This is a genomic window from Streptomyces sp. NPDC001568, assembly GCF_042893755.1.
Lineage (GTDB): Bacteria > Actinomycetota > Actinomycetes > Streptomycetales > Streptomycetaceae > Streptomyces.
On the sequence record NZ_JBIAVF010000002.1, the window covers coordinates 456519 to 474239 of the forward strand.

General features: G+C 74.3%; 15 protein-coding genes. 4 read left to right on the forward strand and 11 right to left on the reverse strand.

Annotated features, from left to right (window positions below):
* Positions 1-131: 131 nt before the first annotated feature.
* The 3 genes from ACFY0I_RS05175 to ACFY0I_RS05185 form a co-directional block, all read right to left on the reverse strand.
* Positions 132-1436, reverse strand: coding sequence for an alpha/beta fold hydrolase (locus ACFY0I_RS05175; protein ID WP_388890340.1), 1305 nt, complete (start codon positions 1434-1436; stop codon positions 132-134).
* Between the two features lie 321 nt (positions 1437-1757).
* On the reverse strand, positions 1758-2843 hold the full coding sequence (locus ACFY0I_RS05180) for an S-(hydroxymethyl)mycothiol dehydrogenase (protein ID WP_388890342.1): 1086 nt from the start codon (positions 2841-2843) through the stop codon (positions 1758-1760).
* A 129-nt stretch (positions 2844-2972) separates the two neighbouring features.
* Complete coding sequence (locus ACFY0I_RS05185) at positions 2973-3965, reverse strand: LysR substrate-binding domain-containing protein (RefSeq protein ID WP_388890344.1); 993 nt, start codon at positions 3963-3965, stop codon at positions 2973-2975.
* Between the two features lie 70 nt (positions 3966-4035).
* Here ACFY0I_RS05185 and ACFY0I_RS05190 point away from each other — a divergent pair, with 70 nt between their 5' ends.
* Together ACFY0I_RS05190 and ACFY0I_RS05195 are read left to right on the forward strand one after the other, a co-directional pair.
* Positions 4036-5079 (forward strand): dihydrodipicolinate synthase family protein, encoded by a 1044-nt coding sequence (locus ACFY0I_RS05190; protein WP_388890347.1) that lies wholly within the window; start codon positions 4036-4038, stop codon positions 5077-5079.
* Between the two features lie 357 nt (positions 5080-5436).
* Positions 5437-6156: a transglycosylase SLT domain-containing protein gene (locus ACFY0I_RS05195; RefSeq protein WP_388890350.1), complete on the forward strand. Its 720-nt coding sequence runs from the start codon at positions 5437-5439 to the stop codon at positions 6154-6156.
* Here the strand turns inward: ACFY0I_RS05195 and ACFY0I_RS05200 are convergent.
* From ACFY0I_RS05200 to ACFY0I_RS05225, 6 genes are all read right to left on the reverse strand, one after another.
* Positions 6140-7069 (reverse strand): phytoene/squalene synthase family protein, encoded by a 930-nt coding sequence (locus tag ACFY0I_RS05200; protein ID WP_388890352.1) that lies wholly within the window; start codon positions 7067-7069, stop codon positions 6140-6142. The genes ACFY0I_RS05195 and ACFY0I_RS05200 overlap by 17 nt on opposite strands.
* A 64-nt stretch (positions 7070-7133) precedes the next feature.
* Complete coding sequence (locus ACFY0I_RS05205) at positions 7134-8852, reverse strand: protein kinase (protein WP_388890355.1); 1719 nt, start codon at positions 8850-8852, stop codon at positions 7134-7136.
* Positions 8853-8879: 27 nt separating this feature from the next.
* Positions 8880-10535, reverse strand: a complete 1656-nt coding sequence (locus ACFY0I_RS05210) for a peptide-N4-asparagine amidase (RefSeq protein WP_388890357.1) — start codon at positions 10533-10535, stop codon at positions 8880-8882.
* A gap of 86 nt (positions 10536-10621) precedes the next feature.
* Positions 10622-11107: a ribonuclease E activity regulator RraA gene (gene rraA / locus ACFY0I_RS05215; protein ID WP_388890360.1), complete on the reverse strand. Its 486-nt coding sequence runs from the start codon at positions 11105-11107 to the stop codon at positions 10622-10624.
* 381 nt (positions 11108-11488) lie between these two features.
* Positions 11489-12421: a hypothetical protein gene (locus ACFY0I_RS05220; RefSeq protein ID WP_388890362.1), complete on the reverse strand. Its 933-nt coding sequence runs from the start codon at positions 12419-12421 to the stop codon at positions 11489-11491.
* Positions 12418-13383 carry a phosphatase PAP2 family protein gene (locus ACFY0I_RS05225; RefSeq protein WP_388890365.1) on the reverse strand — a complete coding sequence of 322 codons (966 nt, stop codon included), beginning with the start codon at positions 13381-13383 and terminating at the stop codon, positions 12418-12420. The genes ACFY0I_RS05220 and ACFY0I_RS05225 overlap by 4 nt, the downstream gene beginning before the upstream one ends.
* Positions 13384-13622: 239 nt before the next feature.
* On the opposite strand from ACFY0I_RS05225, the gene ACFY0I_RS05230 reads away from it, so the two are divergent.
* Positions 13623-14225: a TetR/AcrR family transcriptional regulator gene (locus tag ACFY0I_RS05230; protein WP_388890367.1), complete on the forward strand. Its 603-nt coding sequence runs from the start codon at positions 13623-13625 to the stop codon at positions 14223-14225.
* A gap of 148 nt (positions 14226-14373) precedes the next feature.
* On the opposite strand, the gene ACFY0I_RS05235 is transcribed toward ACFY0I_RS05230, so the two are convergent.
* Both ACFY0I_RS05235 and ACFY0I_RS05240 read right to left on the reverse strand, forming a co-directional pair.
* On the reverse strand, positions 14374-14919 hold the full coding sequence (locus ACFY0I_RS05235; protein WP_388890370.1) for a TerD family protein: 546 nt from the start codon (positions 14917-14919) through the stop codon (positions 14374-14376).
* Between the two features lie 148 nt (positions 14920-15067).
* A complete protein-coding gene (locus ACFY0I_RS05240; protein ID WP_388890372.1) occupies positions 15068-16207 on the reverse strand; it encodes a gala protein in 1140 nt (379 codons plus the stop codon).
* A 571-nt stretch (positions 16208-16778) separates the two neighbouring features.
* Here ACFY0I_RS05240 and ACFY0I_RS05245 point away from each other — a divergent pair.
* Positions 16779-17591 (forward strand): glutamate ABC transporter substrate-binding protein, encoded by an 813-nt coding sequence (locus ACFY0I_RS05245; RefSeq protein ID WP_388890374.1) that lies wholly within the window; start codon positions 16779-16781, stop codon positions 17589-17591.
* Positions 17592-17721 lie beyond the last annotated feature (130 nt).

Sequence of the window (17721 nt, forward strand, 5' to 3'; positions counted from 1 at the left end):
TAGGCGAACGGCCGCCCACGGGCCCGTGCCGGCCCCGCGTGGCGGGTGGGCTTCGGGCCGTGCGACGCGCGGCGTCGGACCGGTCGGCGCACCCGCGCGGTCCGGAGCACCGTCCGGACCGCGCGTCGCACTCAGTCGTCGAGCAAGGAGAGCAACCGGTCCAGGACGCGGGGGCCGCCCGCGCGGACGCCGTCGTGCTCGAACTCGTCCGTCACCCACGTCTTCAGGCCCTTGATGGTGCGGGCGGTGCGCAGGGAGTGGTCGGTGTCGACGTACATGTCGTCGTGGTAGACGGCGGCGGCGACCGGCACCTCGTTGGCGGCGAGACGGGCGGAGTCGTAGAGCGGCTGCCAGCCGGTACGGGCGGCCAGCAGTTCGGCGGTCTCGCGCAGCGGGGCGAGGGCCGGGTCCGAGGTGAAGTGCCAGGGGTGGATGGTCTCCCCGGTGAACAGCAGCGGTTCGTCACCGGCGAGGGTCTTGGCGGCGTCGAAACGGGTGTGGCCCGCGCGGATCCGTTCGGCGGCCCAGTCCGTGGGTACGGCCGGATCCTGTGCGTAGATCGACTCGTGCAGCAGCGCGTAGAGGGGGTGCCCGGCGAAGGAGAGGTGCGCGTGGGCGTTCTCCAGGAAGGCGTCGGAGAGGGCGGGCCCGCCGATGGTGGGGACGAAGGCGTTCTCCAGGAGGTGGTGCAGCTGGTGGCTGCCGTCGCCGGAGCCGAGGAGCATCCCGAGGGACTGGAACGCCTCGACGGTCATCCGGTAGCCGCCGGGCAGGAGGGCGGGCCGTTCGGCGAGGTGGGCGCCGATGCGCCGGGCGCGCTCCACGTCCATGGGGTAGCGGGCGTAGTGGGCGAGGTTCTTGCGCTCGACGCGCGGGTACGCGGCCTCGTACACCTGGTCCGCGGTCGCGTCGAGGGACGGCAGCCCGCCGGTGACGAGGGCGGCGGTGAGTCCCTCGGGGGCGGTGGAGAGGTAGTGGGTGACACAGAATCCGCCGAAGCTCTGACCGAGGACGGTCCAGGGGGCGCCTCCCGTCAGGCCGGTGCGGACGGCCTCGGCGTCGCGGACGATCGAGTCGGACCGGAAGTGCGCCAGGTACTCGGCCTGCTGGGCGGGGGTCCCGCGTACGGGCAGCGTCTGCCGGGTCAGGGGCGTGGAGCGGCCCGTTCCGCGCTGATCGAGGAGCAGGACCCGGTAGCCGGTGAGCGCCCGCTCCAGCCAGGCCTGACGGCCGATGAAACGTCGCGCGCCGAAGCCGGGCCCGCCCTCCAAGTACAGCAGCCAGGGCAGCCGCTCCGGGTCCTGGCCGGTGGCCACGACCTCACGGCCGTACAGCTCGATCCGCTCGCCGTCCGGGCGGGCGTGGTCGAGGGGGACGGTGAAGTGGTGATCGGTGAGGAGGACACCGGGCTGGCGGTAGCTGCGGGCGACGGTCACGGACGGCCCCTGGGGTGTGGGTACGGATCCCGCGCGCCGGCGCCTCCGGCCGGGTCGCGGCGGGGGCGGGAGCGGGCGGTTCGGCGGTCGGGCCGAGTGTAGGCCGTGACCCGGGGGCCTGCCGGGTGGCGGGGGTGACCGCGGGCGGGGCGGTGGGGACGTACGCCCGCCCCGGCGTCGGTCGGGGCGGGCCTCACACGGCCACTCGGTCGGGCGGTCGGGCGGTCGGGCGGTCAGGCGGTCAGGCGGTCAGGCGGTCAGGCGGTCAGATCACCATGCCGGACCGGCGGCACGCCGTCGTGCCTTCCGTTCGTCACGCCGTCAGAACTGGACCACCGAGCGGAGGACCTCGCCCCGCTCCATCCGGCCGAAGGCCTCCTCGACGCCGTCGAGCGGGATGGTCTCGGAGACGAAGGCGTCGAGGTCGAGCCGGCCCTGGAGGTACAGGTCGATCAGGAGGGGGAAGTCCCGCTCGGGCAGGCAGTCCCCGTACCAGGAGGACTTGAGGGCGCCGCCACGCCCGAAGACGTCCAGCAGCGGGAGTTCGAGCTTCATCTCGGGCGTCGGGACCCCGACCAGGACGACGGTCCCGGCCAGGTCGCGCGCGTAGAAGGCCTGTCGGTACGTCTCGGGACGGCCGACGGCCTCGATGACGACGTCCGCGCCGTTGCCGCCGGTCAGCTCCTGGATCGCCTTGACGACGTCCTCCGTACCGCCGTTGACCGTGTGGGTGGCGCCGAGGCCGCGCGCCCACTCCAGCTTCCGGTCGTCGAGGTCGACGGCGATGATCCGGGAGGCGCCCGCGAGCCGGGCTCCGGCGACCGCCGCGTTGCCCACTCCCCCGCAGCCGATGACGGCGACGGAGTCCCCGCGGCCGACGTTGCCCGTGTTCAGGGCGGCGCCGAGGCCGGCCATCACCCCGCAGCCCAGGAGGCCGGCGGCGGCGGGCGAGGCGGCCGGGTCCACCTTGGTGCACTGTCCGGCGGCCACGAGGGTCTTCTCGGCGAAGGCTCCGATGCCCAGCGCCGGGGACAGCGGGGTGCCGTCCTCCAGCGTCATGGACTGGCCGGCGTTGTGCGTGGCGAAGCAGTACCAGGGGCGGCCCCGCCGGCACGCCCGACAGTTCCCGCACACCGCACGCCAGTTGAGGACCACGAAGTCGCCGGGGGCGACGGAGGTGACGTCCGCGCCGACGGACTCGACGACGCCGGCCGCCTCGTGGCCGAGGAGGAACGGGAACTCGTCGTTGATCCCGCCCTCCCGGTAGTGCAGATCGGTGTGACAGACCCCGCAGGCCTGGATCTTGACCAGGGCCTCCCCGGGCCCCGGGTCGGGCACGAGGATCGTGGTCACCTCAACCGGTGCGCCCTTGCCGCGCGCGATGACCCCTCGTACACGATGCGTCACGTCGTACCCCAGTCCTTTAGGTCGCTCCTGGTGCCGGGATCGGGTGGTCTCAGGGTCTCTGGACCTCCGGATCTCCGGAACCTCTGGATCAACGAACGTACACGGGCCGCGGTCGGCGCGGGAGCAGTGTCACGCTCCGGCCCCCGGACCGGCCAGATCCGACGGGAGGGCGGAGCGCAGCGAAGCGGCGAACGCGGCCACGGCGGGGTGGGCGCCGGCCCCGCTGCGGAAGGCGATCCGGGTACGGCGTTCCATGCGCAGCCGGGTGAGGGCGACGCCCGGCACGTCCGGTCCGGGGGTGCCGAGCTGCGGCACGACGGCGACTCCGAGCCCTGCGGCGACCAGGGCGAGGACGGTGGCGAACTCGTCGACCCGGTGCCGGACGCGCGGGCTGAATCCGGCGGCCTGGCAGGCCCGCACCGTCATGGCGTGGCAGAGGGTCCCGGGTGTGGCGGTGATCCAGGGGGCGTCACGGTGGGCCCGCAGGACCTCGTCCTGTCCGGACGGGGCGTCGGGGGCGGGGGTGGGGCTGGGGGCGGGGGCGGGGGCGGGGCCGCCCGCCTCGGCGGTCCACGTGCTGCCCGACCCCGCGGCGGGCGCCGCCAAGTACATGGCCTCCCGGTACAAGGGTCGGGTGGTCAACCCCGGTTCGTCCGGGTCGGGGACGAAGTCGTACGAGTGGACCAGGGCCACGTCCAGCTCGCCGGCCCGCAGCGCGTGCGCGACGGCCGCCGGGTCGGTCTCGCTGAGCATGGGCTCCAGCCCCGGGTGGCGCCGGGCCAGGTCGGCCAGGGCCGCCGGGACGATGGCCCGGGTGGCGGTGGGGAACGCCCCGATGCGCAGGGCGCCGGCCAGGCCGGTGCGGGCCTCGGCCAGTTCCGCGTCGGCCCGTTCCAGCCGTTCGAGGACGGCCTCGGCGTGGCGGACCAGGTTCTGCGCGGCCGGGGTGAGGCGGACCCCGCGCCCGGTGCGCTCCAGCAGGGGCAGTCCCGCCTCGCGTTCCAGGACGCCGAGTTGCTGGGACACGGCCGATGGGCTGAAGGCCAGGGCGTCGGCCACGGCGGCGATGGTGCCGCGCCGGGCGAGTTCGCGCAGCAGGCGCAGGCGGCGTACGTCGAGCATCGGCTCAGCTTACGGTTCCGGTAAGGAACGCGAACTGGATTCGACGCTCGGGGCGGGTCAGGCTCTGTCCATGGACCAGGACACCGTTCAGGACTTCTCCCAGGCCACCGCTCAGCACCCCACCCAGGGCCTCGCCCCCGACCCCGCCCCCGACCCCGCCCGTGGCGCCGCACGGGACATCGCGCGACCTCTCGCGCTCGGCGGGATCCACGTCCCGCTCATCACGCCCTTCACGCCGGCCGGGGACGTCGCGGTCGAGGCGTTGGAAGCCCTCGCCCGGGAGGCGCTCGACGCCGGGGCGACCGGGATCGTCGCCCTCGGAACCACCGCCGAGAGCGCCGCCCTCGACGAGGCCGAGCGGGACCTCGTCACGGGGGTCTGCGCCCGCGTCTGCCGGGAGCGCGGCGCGCTGCTGACCGTGGGCGCCGGGGCCTCCGCCACCCGGGCGGCGGAGGCCGCGCTGGTCCGGCTGGCGCGGTGGCCGGAGGTCGGGGCGGCCCTGGTGACGGTGCCGCCGTTCGTTCGGCCCTCGCCGGCGGGGGTGCTGGCACACTTCGCGCGTCTGGTGGAGGTGAGCCCCGTACCGCTGATCGTCTATCACGTCCCGTACCGCACGGGGCGGCAGTTGGACGCGGCGACGCTGCTGGCGCTGGGGTCCCTTCCGCGGGTCGCCGGGGTGAAGTACGCGGCCGGCGGGATCGACCAGGACACGGTGGAACTCCTGGGCGGACTCCCGGCCGGTTTCGCGGCGCTGGCGGGGGACGACGCGTACCTGTCGCCGATGCTCGTCCTCGGGGCCGCCGGCGGGATCCTGGCCTCGGCGCACCTGGCGACGGGGCGGTTCGTGGAGCTCGCCGCCGCCTGGGAGGCCGGTGACGTCCCGCGCGCCCGGGCCCTGGGCCACGCGCTGGCCCGGCTCTCGTCGACCGTCTTCGCCGAGCCGAACCCGGTGGTGCTCAAGGGGGTGCTGCACGCCCGGGGCCGGATCCCGTCGCCCGACGTACGACTCCCCCTGCTCCCGGCGTCGGAGGCCGCGGTCGGGGCCGCGCTGAGTGCGCTCGCGGAACTCCCGGCGTCCGGACCGGCCGGCGCCGGCCCGCGGGCGCGCCACTAGGCCCCGTTATGGGCGATTCGCCGCCAACGGCCCGGTAGCCCGAATCGGGCCCATCGGGTTCGTAATTGCCCGAAATGACGCAGGGCCCTCGAAACCGTGATGTCGGTCACGCGGCCCGGGTCAACATCATTTCTTCGAAATGGCGGATTCCCTTTTCCCCGAAAGGAAATCCGCCATGGACCGAACTCCCTTTCATGGTCATTCACCCACGGGAACCGGGAAGTCGATCTACCCCCGAAATTCGCATCTTGTTGCGGCGCCGCGCACTCGCCTACGGTCACCCTCACTCCCAGCGGCCGACCGCCGAATACGGCCGCCGCCGGGGCTCTCCCGTACCCCCACGTGAGGAATAGCGCCATGCCCGCAAAGGGTAAGCACCGCAGGCCGAAGCAGAACCCGATCACCCGCGGCCTGGCATTCGCCGGCACGGGGACGGCAGCTCTCGCCCTCCCGCTGATCAGCGCCACCACGGCCGGCGCGGCGGAGACCGTCGCGGCGCCCGCCGCGCATTCCGTCGCCGCCCCCTCCACCTATTCCGTCGTCGCCGGCGACACCCTTTCCAAGATCGCGGCGAAGCACTCCCTCAGCGGCGGTTGGGCGCAGTTGTACGCGGCGAACCGCACCGCGGTCGGCGGCGACCCCTCGGTGATCCGACCGGGACTCACCCTGAAACTCGCCGGCGGCGCCGCCGGGGCAGCCCCGGAGACGGCCGCGAAGACCAGCGTCGCGAGCACCTCAAAGGCCGCCACGTCCTACCCGGACAACCTCGACGGCTGGATCCGCGAGTCCCTGGACGTCATGGCCCGGCACGGAATTCCCGGCAGCTACAACGGAATCCACCGCAATGTGATGCGCGAGTCCTCCGGAAATCCGCGGGCGATCAACAACTGGGACTCCAACGCCGCGGCCGGCATTCCCTCCAAGGGGCTGCTGCAGGTCATCGATCCGACCTTCCGCGCCTACCACGTGCCCGGCACCCCGCACGACTCGTACGACCCGGTCGCCAACATCACGGCCGCCTGCAACTACGCGGCAGCCCGCTACGGCTCGATCGACAACGTCAACGGCGCGTACTGACGGGCTCCACGCGGCGACGCCGCAGCAGCGCGCGCCCCAGGGTGCGCAGCGGGGCCACCAGACCGTAGCCGACGTCCTCGCGCAGGGCGTGCGCACCGGCTCGTTCCACGGCCGTCAGCTGGTGGCCCATCAACTCCGTCATGGTCGCGACGACGGGCCGCAGCCCGGGGTCGGCCAGGTCGACGACCCCCTCGGCGGCGCGCAGAGCGGTACGGGCACGCAGGCATTCCGCGGCGAGGAGGCCGCGGACGGCCGGGGTGTCACGGGCCGCCTCCAGGTCGGCGCGGGTCACGCCGTGTGCGGCGAGCCGGTCCCGGGGCACGCACAGCCGCCCGTCGGCGAGGTCCCCGGCCAGGTCCGCGAGGAAGTCGACCCGTTGGGCGGCGTCCACGAACCTCCGCCAGCCCAGGGCCTGTTCCTCGTCGGGGCCGCCCTGGTACTGGAGGCCGGTGAAGACCATCACCCCGGGCCAGGCATAGGCGTCGAGGTAGTCCTGGAAGTCCCGCTCGGTCGCGAAGCCGTCGAAGGCGGCCTCGGCGGTGGCGGCGCCCTCGAGGAAGCGGGCGACCCGGTCGACGGGCAGTCCCCGGGTGCGCACGGCGTGGGCGTAGGCCCGGAGCAGCGGGTCGGCGCTCTCCCCGGTGGCCAGCGCGGCTTCGGTGCGTTCGGTCAACCTGGCGAGGGCCGAGGCCCGACCGGCCGGGGTGCCGGTCTCCGCGACGTCGTCGACCCGGTTCATGAAGGCCAGGCCGGCCGTGAGCGCGGGGACCAGCGGCGGCGCGGCCAACAGCCGCAGCGTCAGGTACGGGGCCGGTTCGCGGCGCAGGACCCGGCGGGCCGTGTGGGTGTAGTCGGCCCTGGGTCCGGGAGCGGTGATCCCCGCCCCGGTGAGGGTGGTGCGCCAGCTGGGCATGGTGTCGGTGCTCCTCGAACCGTGCGGACCGTCCGCGCCGAGGGGCGCGTACGGGTACACGATGTCAGGAGGGCACCACCTTCCTGACCTTGCCGTCGATACCGGCGAGGACATAGCCGCCCTGACCGTACTCGTCGCTGAGGTAGGGCCGCATGCAGGGCTCCTTGTCCATCATCCAGGGGTCGACGATGACGTACCGCGAGGTCGGCCTGTCGACCTTCAGATCGCGTTGCGCCTGCTCCAACAGCCCCGGCAGGGCGTCCCAGTTGACGGCCGCCATGTCGATGAGCGGCTCGCCGTCCTTCACCGTGCCCCGGGGTCCGGTGCGCCTGGCCACGCCGTCGCGGTACTGCCAGGAGTCGACGGTCCTGGCGCCGGGGGCGGAGGGTACGGCGGCGATCACGTACTCCTCGTAGACCTTCAGGTCGACGAAGGTGGTGGTGCCGGTCTTCTCCTTCAGCGCGGCAAGGGCCGTGCGGACGCCGTCCGGGGCGAGCAGGTTCCCGCCGGTCCTCGTGCCCGTGCTCGGGGCCTTGGACGTCCCCGAAGTGCCCGTCCTCGGTGTGCCCGTGGCGCCGACGGCGGAGGGCGGGGGTGTGGCCGGGGTGGAAGCCGTCGGGTTGCTCCCCTTGGCCTCGTTCCCGCCGTCCGAGTCGTCGTCGGGGAGCAGTTGGAACGCGCCGAACGCGGCGCCGGCCAGCACCGCCGTCAGCAGTACGGCCGCCGCGAGCCGGGACCGGGCCGGGCGGGCGGCGCCGGACGCGCCCGACACCGAGGTGGTCCCGGGCCCCGGGGCGAACCCCGGTCGCGGGAACGCCCCCGGCGTCGCGTACGGGTTGGGCGCGCCGGTCGGGGGCGTACCGGGCAGCGGCACGGGCCCGCCGGCGGCGGGCGGGCCGTACCGGCCGAGGGCGGCCGGCGGGTACGGCCCGGATCCGCCGCCCTGCGCGCCGCGGAGCAGCGCTTCGAGGGCGGCGCCGTCGGGCCGCACGGCCGGATCCCGGACAAGCAGCGCCTCGAGTACGGGACCCAGCGGGCCGGACCGGGTGGGAGCGGGGATCGGTTCGTCCAGGATCGCGACGACGGTGGCCAGGCTGGTGGCGCGGCGCAGCGGGTGGGCCCCCTCGGCGGCGACGTACAGGAGCATGCCGAGCGACCAGAGGTCGGAGGCGGCCAGCCCCTCCTCGCCGCGCACCCGCTCGGGCGCGATGTACTCCGGTGAGCCGATCAGGACGCCCGTCGAGGTGAGCGCGGTCGAGCCGTGCAGGGCGGCGATGCCGAAGTCGGTCAGGACGGCCGAGCCGTCGGGCCGCAGCAGCACGTTGGCCGGTTTCACGTCGCGGTGGAGCACGCCCTCGGCGTGGGCGGCCCGGAGCGCCGCGAGGACGTCGAGCCCGAGTCGCAGCACGTCGGCGACGGGCATCGGCCCGCCGGCGAGCCGGTCGTGCAGGGAGCCGCCCTTGACCAGCTCCATGACGATCCAGGGGTGGCCCTCCGAGCCCTGCGCGGGTTCGACGATGTGGTGGATGGTGACCACGTTCGGGTGCGCGAGCCGGGCGAGGGCGCGTGCCTCCCGGACGGCCCGTTCGCGCAGTTGGACGGTGAGGTCGGGCTGGGCGGCGGCCATGGCCGGGTCCGGCGGGCGCACTTCCTTCAGTGCGACGTCGCGGTGCAGGGCGATGTCGCGGGCGCGCCACACCGTTCCCATCCCGCCGGCGCCCAGCGGGCCGATCAGCTCGAAGCGGCCGTCCACGAGCCGTCTACCGGCCTCACTCGTCTCCATGGGGCGTCATCGTAGGGGGCGCCGCCGTCAGCAGTGGCGGCGGTCCACCGTGAGCGTGCCCTGGGTGGTGGACACCGTCCGGTCGTAGCATCCGTCCCCGCTTCCGGCCCCGTACAGGCGGTACCGGGCGGTCGTGGTGCCCACCGCGTGCCGCTGATCGCGCGGAACGTTCGCCGTGTACGTGGCGTCGCCCGCGTAACGGTCGTCGAGCGTCGAGCGGTCGACCTCGCGTCCGCCGCGGAGGGTGAGCGACTCGGCGCGGTCGCCGAGCGCGAGGACGGTGCGCAGCCGGTCGCCTGCGCCGAGGGTGGTCGCGCCGTCCATCGTGTACGTGCGGACGGTGCGGGTCGTCGTGGGGCCGCGGGTCACGCTCTCCTCGTCGGTCCACGAGGCGGTCAGGGCGTCCCGGCTCTCGCCGTCGGTCCAGCGGTGCGCTGAGGTGTTGTGGACGGACCGGGTGACGGTGGTCGTGATCCGGCCGTGGGAGGTGTCCAGGTATCCGGCGACGGTGAGCCGGTGGCCGCCCCCGGTGTCGAGGCGGTGTTCGCCGCCGGGCGGGGCGGGGGTCCAGCGGGAGGAGTTGGCCGGGGTGTCCTCCTCGTGGCGGGTGAGCGCGCCGGTGACGATCCGGCGGCCGTGGTCCTGCCAGAGCAGCAGGTTGGTGGGGGTGCTCCAGCCGCTCTGTCCGGCGGGGACGCCGGCGACGGACACCTCGACCCGGTGGGGCCGGCCGTCGTTGAGGAGGGCGGCGTAGGGGGTGAGGTCGTAGCGGATCGGCTGGACGTCGAAGGCGCGCGGGCCGGGGGTGACGTACCAGAGGAACGGGTTGGACCAGCCGCCCGTCCAGACGGTGGGGAAGGGCGCGGCGAGGCCGGCGAGCCGGCCGTCGACGGACACCCGGACCTCGCGGTAGGGCCCGTCGGCGGCCTTGCAGGAGTAGGGGGCCGCGTCCGGGACGGTCATGTACCAGTACTCCTCGCAGCCGCCGCCCGAGCCGGTGGCGTACACCTCGGCGATGAGCCGCTCGGTGTTGCGCGGGGTGGTGACGGCGGGGGTGGTGAGCGGGAGGACCAGATCGGGGGTGTCGGCGGGGGCGGTGGCGCCCTCGGCGGCGTAGAAGGTGAGGGTGACCTTGACGTCGATGACGCCGGTGTAGGTGTCGTTGACGACGTTGCCGATCAGCATCTCGACCGGTTGCGGACGGCTGAGGGTGTCGCGGTAGCGGGTGACGTCCTTCTCCACGGACCAGGTGATGCCGTCGGGCGAGGGCTGCGGGGTGGAGGTGCGCAGGATCTCGACGCCACCGACGGTGAGGTTGCCCAGGCGGTCGTACTGGCGTCCCTTGACGGCTCCGTCGAGGCGCAGCACGACCTTCGCCCAGTGGCCGTGGCCGCAGTCCCCGGGCGGGGCGTAGGTCCCGCGGTAGGGGGTGAAGTCGCTGAACCGGGTCTCGGCCAGGGTCACCCGGCAGGAACGGGTCGCGGGCCGCTCGACCGGCGGGGCGGCGGTGAGGGGGTCGTGCCAGTCCGTGCCGAACTCGGCGGGCGGGGCGGGGTCCGGCTCGGCGGTGGATCGCGCCGCGGCCGGGGCGGGGGCGGCCGCCGCGGGTGGCGCGGTCACCGCCGGGGTGCCCGCGGCGAGGGTGAGCGCGGCGAGCAGGCCCATGATCCTGAGTCGTCTCATGGACCCGCAGTGAAACGCGTCGGGGCCGTGGGCCGCCAGGGTCGCCGGCCCCGACGTGGCGGGATCTCGCCCCTGCCCGGGGGCGCTCAGCGACCGGCGGGCAGCACCACGACGCCGTCGTCGTCGACGTACACGGTGTCGCCGGGGCGGAAGGTGACCCCGCCGATGGTGACGGGTTCGTCCACGGCGCCCGCGCCGGTCTTGCCGCTCTTGCGCGGGCAGGTACCGAGCGCCTGCACGCCGAGGTCGAGCCCGCCCAGGGCGACGCTGTCGCGGACGGCGCCGTTGACGATCAGCCCGGACCAGCCGGAGCGCTCCGCAGCCCCGGCGATGAGGTCGCCGACCAGGGCGGTGCGCAGCGAGCCGCCGCCGTCCACGACGAGGACCGCGCCGTCGCCGGGGGTGTGCAGGAGTTCGCGCAGCAGGGCGTTGTCCTCGTGGCAGCGGACGGTGCGCACGGGCCCGGCGAAGAGGGCCCTGCCGCCGATGCGTCGGAAGGGGGTGGCGCAGATGCCGAGGCCCTCGCCGTGCTCGTCGTACAGGTCGGCGGTGGGGACGGGGGTGACGCTCATGTGGATCCGTGGCTCCTCGCGGTTCGTACGTCGCGCCGTGCGGGCCCAGCGTAGGCGCGGACCCGCGTCGCGTGGCGTACGGGTCCACGGGCCGGCGGGATGCGGCGGGCCGAGCGGCGCCCGTATGACGGCCGGGGGGGGCGTTCGTCGCGGACCCTGTCGGCATCCTGTCGGCCGGGTCCGCTTCGTTCGGTGCCGTGCGTCCAAGGCACCGGGGCGTCCCGCTACCGGACGCACTCGGGCGGCCCGGCAACGCCGCGAGCCGGTACCGGGTGGTGTGGACCCGGCGGGATCCGGATCGCGTGGAGAAGGGCGAGAGCCCGTCGTCGAACTCCCGGCGCGGCCCGGAGCCGGGCGGGAGTTCGGGGAGTTCGACGAACTCTAGGGTCGCGGCAGTGCGGGGCCCGCCGGGACCTGCGCCATGGGCGGGCGGACGGCGGGCGGGGCCGGGGCGTCGGGCCGGGTTTCCGCGGCTGTCCGCTCCGGGGGCGCCGGGGGCTGCGACGTGCGGGTCAGCAGCAGGACTCCGCGGGTGGCGGCGAGGGCCCCGCCGGCCGCGAGGAGGACTCCCACCGCGCCGCCCTGGAGGCGTTCGCCGAGCAGGACCATGCCGATCGCGGCGGCGGCCAGCGGGTTGGCGAGGTTCACCACGGCCAGCGGTGCGCCGAGCCCGCCCCGGTACGCCCGCTGGGAGAGCAGCATGCCGCCGACCGCGAACACGGCCACGAGCAGGGCGACGGCGGCGACCCGGAAGCTGAGCAGGGCGCCTCCCCGGCCCGCGGCGACGGCCACGGTCTGGGTCAGTGCGGAGGCGGCGGCGGAGGCCAGCCCGGAGGCGGTCGCGTGCCGCAGCCCGGTACGGGGGTCCTTGCGGGCGGTGAGCAGCAGGATCACGGCGGCGGTGGCCCCGGAGACGGCGAGGGCCTCGGCGAGGGTGAGGGTGTCGTCGGGGGCGGGGCCGGAGGCGGGGAGCAGCAGCAGTCCGAGTCCGGCGACGGTCGCGGCGGTGCCCCGCCACTCGGTGGCCGCGACCCGGCGTCCGGCGCCGCGGGCGCCGAGGGGTACGGCGGCCACCAGGGTGAGCGCGCCGAGGGGCTGGACCAGGGTGAGCGGGCCGTAGCGCAGGGCGGCGGCGTGCAGGAGGGCCGCGGCGGCGTTCAGGCCGGCCGACCACCACCAGGCCCCGTTGCCCAGGAGGGCGGAGGCGCTGCGGGCGACGGCCCGGCGGGCGAGGCGTTCCTGGGCGACGGCGGCGGCCGCGTACGTCACGGCGGAGGCCAGGCAGAGGGCGACGGCGAGCGCGGTGGCGTTCACCGCCCGGCCCCCCGCGCCCCGGAGGCCGCTGCGGAGACCGCCCCGGCACCCACGCCCGGACCGGGCGCGCCGGCTCCGGCCCGCACCCGCGGTGGTACGAAGGCGCGATCCGGTACGGCGCGCACGGCGTGCGCGGGGGCGACGCCCTGCCCGGGTGCCGGCGCCGGGGCCGCGACCGGCACGGCCCGTCCGCCCGGAACGGTGTCCGGCACGGCGAGCGGCGCGACCGGCGCCGTCACCGGCCGGGGGACCAACAGCAGGGCCCCGGCCAGCAGCGCGGTCGCCACGAGGGCGTCGAGCCAGTAGTGGTTGGCCGTGCCGACGACCACGAGCAGGGTCACCAGCGGGTGGAGCAGCCACAGCGCGCGCCACCGCGAGGAGGTCGCGGCGATCATGCCGAGGGCCAGCATCAGCGCCCACCCGAAGTGCAGCGAGGGCATCGCGGCGAACTGGTTGGCCATCGTGTCGGCGGCGGGGGCGGCCCCGTAGACGGAGGGTCCGTAGACCTGGCCGGTGTCCACCAGGTGCGCGGCGGCCAGCATCCGCGGCGGCGCGAGCGGAAAGGTGAGGTGCAGGACCAGGGCGGCGCCGGTGAGCAGCGCGAGGACCCGCCGGGTCCAGAGGTAGTGGGCGGGTCTGCGCAGGTAGAGCCAGATCAGGAACAGCGCGGTCGCCGGGAAGTGCACGGCCGCGTAGTAGGTGTTGGCGGTGTGCACGACGGCGTCCGAGTGCAGCAGGAGCCGCTGTACGACGCCCTCGCCGGGCAGGTGCATGACGCGTTCGGCGTCCCACACCCGGTCGGCGTTGCGGAAGGCCTCGCCGGTGCGGCCCGTGGAAAGCGTCCGTCCCGCCTTGTAGACGGCGAACAGCCCCGCGACGAGCAGCAGCTCACGTAGGAGCCGGCGCCTTTCGTCCTTCTTCCCGGCGGCGCGTGGCCCGCCGGGTGTGGTGTGGGAGGTCATCCCCCGGTCTCACTTCTTTCGGGTGGTGCTGCGGTGGCGCTGCCGTGCCGGTGCGGCTTCCGGGCCGGAAGCGGGCGGCGCGGCGGGGTGACCGCCGGCCGGATCCGCACCGCATCGACACGCCAGTGTATCGATACATTCGCGTATCGATACGCTGGTGTTCCGATAGCCTGCGGGGAGCCGTACACTCGGAGCACGGACCAGGCCGCCCAGGAGCCCGCGAGGAGAGCCGCACCCCCATGACGTCGACGCCGCAGGTCACCGCGCGCCGCTCCAAGATCAGCCCGGAGCGCGAGCAGGAGTTCTACGACGCGGTCCTGGACGCCTTGCGCGAGCACGGGTACGAGGCCCTGACCATGGAAGGTGTCGCCGCCCGCGCCAGCTGCGGCAAGTCCACGCTCTACCGCCAGTGGCGGACCAAGCCGCAGCTCGTCGCCGCGGCCCTGCGTGCGAGCCGGACCGACCGGACGCTGGCCAGCGTGGACACCGGGACCCTCGTCGGGGACCTGCGCGAGGCCGCCCGCATCGCGGCCGGCACCTCGGGCAGGGACACCCGGCTCACCCAGGCCCTGGGGCACGCCGTCCTCAGCGACGAGGAGCTCCAGCGCGCGCTGCGCGAAGCCCTGGTGGAGCCCGAGCTCGCCGCCTTCGACACGATCGTCGCGCGGGCGGTGGCACGGGGCGAGATCCGCGCGGACCACCCCGCGGTCGAATTCCTACCGGCGCAGTTGATGGGTGTACTGCGCATCCGGCCGGTGCTGGAGGGGCGGTACGCCGACGCCGACTACCTGGTCAGGTTCGTCGACGCGGCCCTGCTGCCCGCACTCGGCATCACCCCCTGAACCGGTGGGCCGCCGTCCACGATGACCGGACGGCGACCCACTCGCGCTGCCTCGTGGGGACGGCGGCAGCGCGCCACCGGACGGGGTGGCGGTCACTCCCGAGCAGAGTGACCGCCGCCCGGTCCGTACGGTCACCGCACGGCGGTGATCACCCGCGTACGGCGCCCATCACCCGGGCGAACTCCTGCGGTTCCACATCGAATCCGTGCGGCCTCGCCTCCAGGGCCCAGCCGCCGTGCGTGTCACGGACGAACTCGGCGACCCTGGCCGCCGTGGCGTCCGCGACCCCGGCGAAGTCCGTCTGCGCGAGGTCCTCGTAGCCCTCGCGGATGCGCAGTCCGGTCCCGGCGATCGAGGCGAAGGTCTTGCGCTCCCCCGTACCCCCGTGGTCGGAGTCCTGTATCACCACACCGACCACGACGCGGCCCAACTCGGGTGCCAATCGATCCAGTTCGAGGACCATCACCTCGTCGAAACCGAAGCCCTGACCCGTACGGCTGTCCCGGCTCAGGGTGATCGTGCCGTCGGGCGCCCGGCTGCCGAAGTGCACGAGGTAAACGGGCTCCCCCTGCGGGTCGTCCGCGGCGTACACGGCGGCGACGATGTCGAGGTCGTTGGCGGGTGTTCCGGCCGGACTCGGGTCCCAACGCAGGGCTATCTCCACCTTGGCCAGGCTCTTGCGTACTCCGCTCACCGAACTCCCCCTCCGCTCGGGCGCTTCGGCCCGTGTTGCCTGATCCACGCTGCCCCGCCATGCTGTCACGGCCGGTCGCTCGCGGGCCGGACGACCGTACGTTCCCGGCCAGTCGGAGCGGCCGCGCAGGGCTCCGGGGCGCCCCCGGTCACCGGTACACGCTCCCGATGGCCCGCACGTCCGGGTGGGCGGCCGTGGCGGGGCGCAGCCGTTCGGCGAAGGCGCGCTTGACCCGGCGTGGCGTGCCGGGGCCCAGGCCGATGTGTTCGAGGGGGGCGCCCTCGGGCAGCGCGGCGAGCAGGCTCTTGGCGCCGCGTCCGGTGATGCCGGTGTGGCGCAGGTCGAGGCGGCGCAGCGGGCTGCCGGGAAGGGCGGCGGCGAGGGCGTACGCCCCTTCGTCACCGGGGTCGTTGCCGGCGGCTCCGAGGGTGCGCTCGGACAGGGCCCGGCCCAGGTCCAGGGCGTCGATGGCGCCGAGGGCGGCGGCGAGGGCGCGGGTTCCGCGGGCCCCGATGCCGTTGCCGCCGAGGCCGAGGCGGACGGGACGGGCGGATTCGGTGGCCGCGGCGGCGAGGATCTCGGCGCCCTCGTCGCCGAGGTGGTTGGCCGGTACGTACAGTTCGCGCACTCCGGCGTCGCGGATGAGGGCGGCGAGGAGCGGGGCGGCTTCGGCGGTGAGGCCGTTGCCGCCGAGGAAGATCCGCTCCAGCGGCCGGTCGCGGACGAGGAGGGCGTCGAGGAGCAGGCGGATGCCGGCGGCGCCCGTTCCGGTGTTGACGAGGTCCAGGGTCCGCAGCGCGGTGTTGCGGCGCAGCAGGGCGGCGAGGATGCGGGCGCCGTCCTCGTGGAGGGGGTTGCGCTTGAGCCAGAGGGCGCGGACGGTGTCGTCCCCGGTGAGTACGCGGGCGAGGGCGAGGGCGCCGTCGGGGCCGATCCGGTTGCAGCCGAGGTAGAGGGTGTGCAGCCCGTGGGCGCCGCCGCGCAGGGCGCCGGCCAGGGTGCGGGCTCCGTCGTCGGCGAGGCCGTTGGTGCCGAGCAGGAGGTGCTTCGCGTGCGGGGAGGCGACGGCCGCGGGCAGCAGCAGGGCCGCTCCGGCGGGGCCGAGGCCCTGCTTGCACAGGTCGACGCGGCCGTCCGCGCGCAGGGTACCGAGGGGAAAGGTCTCGTCCGCCTCCACCGGCCGGTCCTCGGCGAGCCGGCCGAGGAGCGGGCCGAGGTCCGCCGGATCGGCGAGCGGCAGGTCCGGATGTCCGAGCGCGGGGCACCGGACGGGCGTTGGCCGTGTCATCACCGCTCCACCGCTTCCTTCACCGGCACCCGGCGGCCCGGCGACTTCGAGGACGAGGCCGTGGCGGTACGCGGACGTACCGCCGCGGCGGGAAGGAGACGAAGGACAGGTCGGATTCGAACCGACGTCCTCCAGCTCGACGCCTGGGCGCGGCGACCTCTGCGCCACGGCCTCGGCGTGGTGATCATAGCGGCGGGAGCATCCGACACTCGATCACCTGTTTGAGCAACTCCCGTGCGGGGCACAGCCGAACGAACGCGGCGTAATGTCTGCATCACCCCGGTTCGATCCGGTTCGTCCGATAGCGGGGAGTACCGACCCTCTCACTCCGCGCCGACCACTCCGGCCGTCACCCTTCCCCCGCCGGGGCCGGACGGCCGCAGGATCTTCGGTTGAACCGGATCGTTATCCTCAAGTTTTACTCAGATGTAGTGACGCTGAGCCCGTGACCTTCCTAGCTTCCTCGTAGTACACGTGCGTTCACATGTGCGTTCCCACGCCGCGGTCCCCCACGTGCCCCGTTCCCGCGATTCACCCCCGTGGTCCCGCGTTCCCGAGGAAAGAGTTCAGCATGAAGGTTCCCAAGGCCGGTGCGGTCGCCGCCGCGATCGCCATCGCCGTCACCGCCTCGGGCTGTGCCGGTGAGGACCCCAAGGAGCCCCTCGCCATCGGGATCAAGTTCGACCAGCCCGGCATCGGGATGCGCGAGAGCGACGGCACCTTCACCGGTTTCGACGTCGACGTGGCCACGTACATCGCGAAGGAGCTCGGTTACAAGCCGAACGAGATCGAGTTCAAGCAGGTCTACAGCTCAGACCGGGAACTCCTGATCCAGTACAACGAGGTCAAGTTCGTCGCGGCCAGCTACTCGATCAGCGACAAGCGCAAGGAGAAGGTCGACTTCGCCGGCCCCTACTTCGTCGCGCACCAGGACCTGCTCGTCCGCGCGGACGACACCTCCATCACCAAGGGCGAGGACCTCAACACCAAGAGGCTGTGCTCGGTGACCGGCTCCACCTCCGCCGAGAACGTCAAGCGCAACCTCGCCCCCAAGGCGAGCGTGTTGGAGCTCGGCGGGTACTCCGAATGCCTGGTCGCCCTCCAGGACAACCTGGTCGACGCGATGACCACCGACAATTCCATCCTCGCCGGGTACGCGGCGAAGAAGGGCAACGAGGGCAAGTTCCGGCTGGTCGGTCTGAGCCTGAGCAACGAGAACTACGGCATCGGCGTCAAGAAGGGCGACGGGGACCTCCAGCGGAAGATCAACTCCGCGCTGACCAAGATGGTCTCGGACGGCTCCTGGGAGGCCGCGGTGAAGAAGAACTTCGGCCCGGCCAACTACAAGTACGAGCCCGCCCCCCAGGTCACGACGAGCGGCTGACGCCCCCGGCCGACAGGGCCCACCTTCCCCCGCGCCCGCCGGCCGCGGCCCCACGGAGGCCTGCGGACGGCGGGTTCGGCGCGTCGGGCGCCTCCGGCGGGGGCGGGAGGGCGCCGGGGTAGGTCGCCCC

Excerpts from the sequence above, each read along its gene's own strand:
- ACFY0I_RS05185 (WP_388890344.1), bottom strand. The coding sequence starts at position 3,965 with ATGCTCGACGTACGCCGCCTGCGCCTGCTGCGCGAACTCGCCCGGCGC.
- ACFY0I_RS05200 (WP_388890352.1), bottom strand. The coding sequence starts at position 7,069 with ATGCCCAGCTGGCGCACCACCCTCACCGGGGCGGGGATCACCGCTCCC.
- ACFY0I_RS05210 (WP_388890357.1), bottom strand. The coding sequence starts at position 10,535 with ATGAGACGACTCAGGATCATGGGCCTGCTCGCCGCGCTCACCCTCGCC.
- ACFY0I_RS05190 (WP_388890347.1), top strand. The coding sequence starts at position 4,036 with ATGGACCAGGACACCGTTCAGGACTTCTCCCAGGCCACCGCTCAGCAC.
- rraA (WP_388890360.1), bottom strand. The coding sequence starts at position 11,107 with ATGAGCGTCACCCCCGTCCCCACCGCCGACCTGTACGACGAGCACGGC.
- ACFY0I_RS05230 (WP_388890367.1), top strand. The coding sequence starts at position 13,623 with ATGACGTCGACGCCGCAGGTCACCGCGCGCCGCTCCAAGATCAGCCCG.
- ACFY0I_RS05205 (WP_388890355.1), bottom strand. The coding sequence starts at position 8,852 with ATGGAGACGAGTGAGGCCGGTAGACGGCTCGTGGACGGCCGCTTCGAG.
- ACFY0I_RS05245 (WP_388890374.1), top strand. The coding sequence starts at position 16,779 with ATGAAGGTTCCCAAGGCCGGTGCGGTCGCCGCCGCGATCGCCATCGCC.
- ACFY0I_RS05225 (WP_388890365.1), bottom strand. The coding sequence starts at position 13,383 with ATGACCTCCCACACCACACCCGGCGGGCCACGCGCCGCCGGGAAGAAG.
- ACFY0I_RS05195 (WP_388890350.1), top strand. The coding sequence starts at position 5,437 with ATGCCCGCAAAGGGTAAGCACCGCAGGCCGAAGCAGAACCCGATCACC.
- ACFY0I_RS05240 (WP_388890372.1), bottom strand. The coding sequence starts at position 16,207 with ATGACACGGCCAACGCCCGTCCGGTGCCCCGCGCTCGGACATCCGGAC.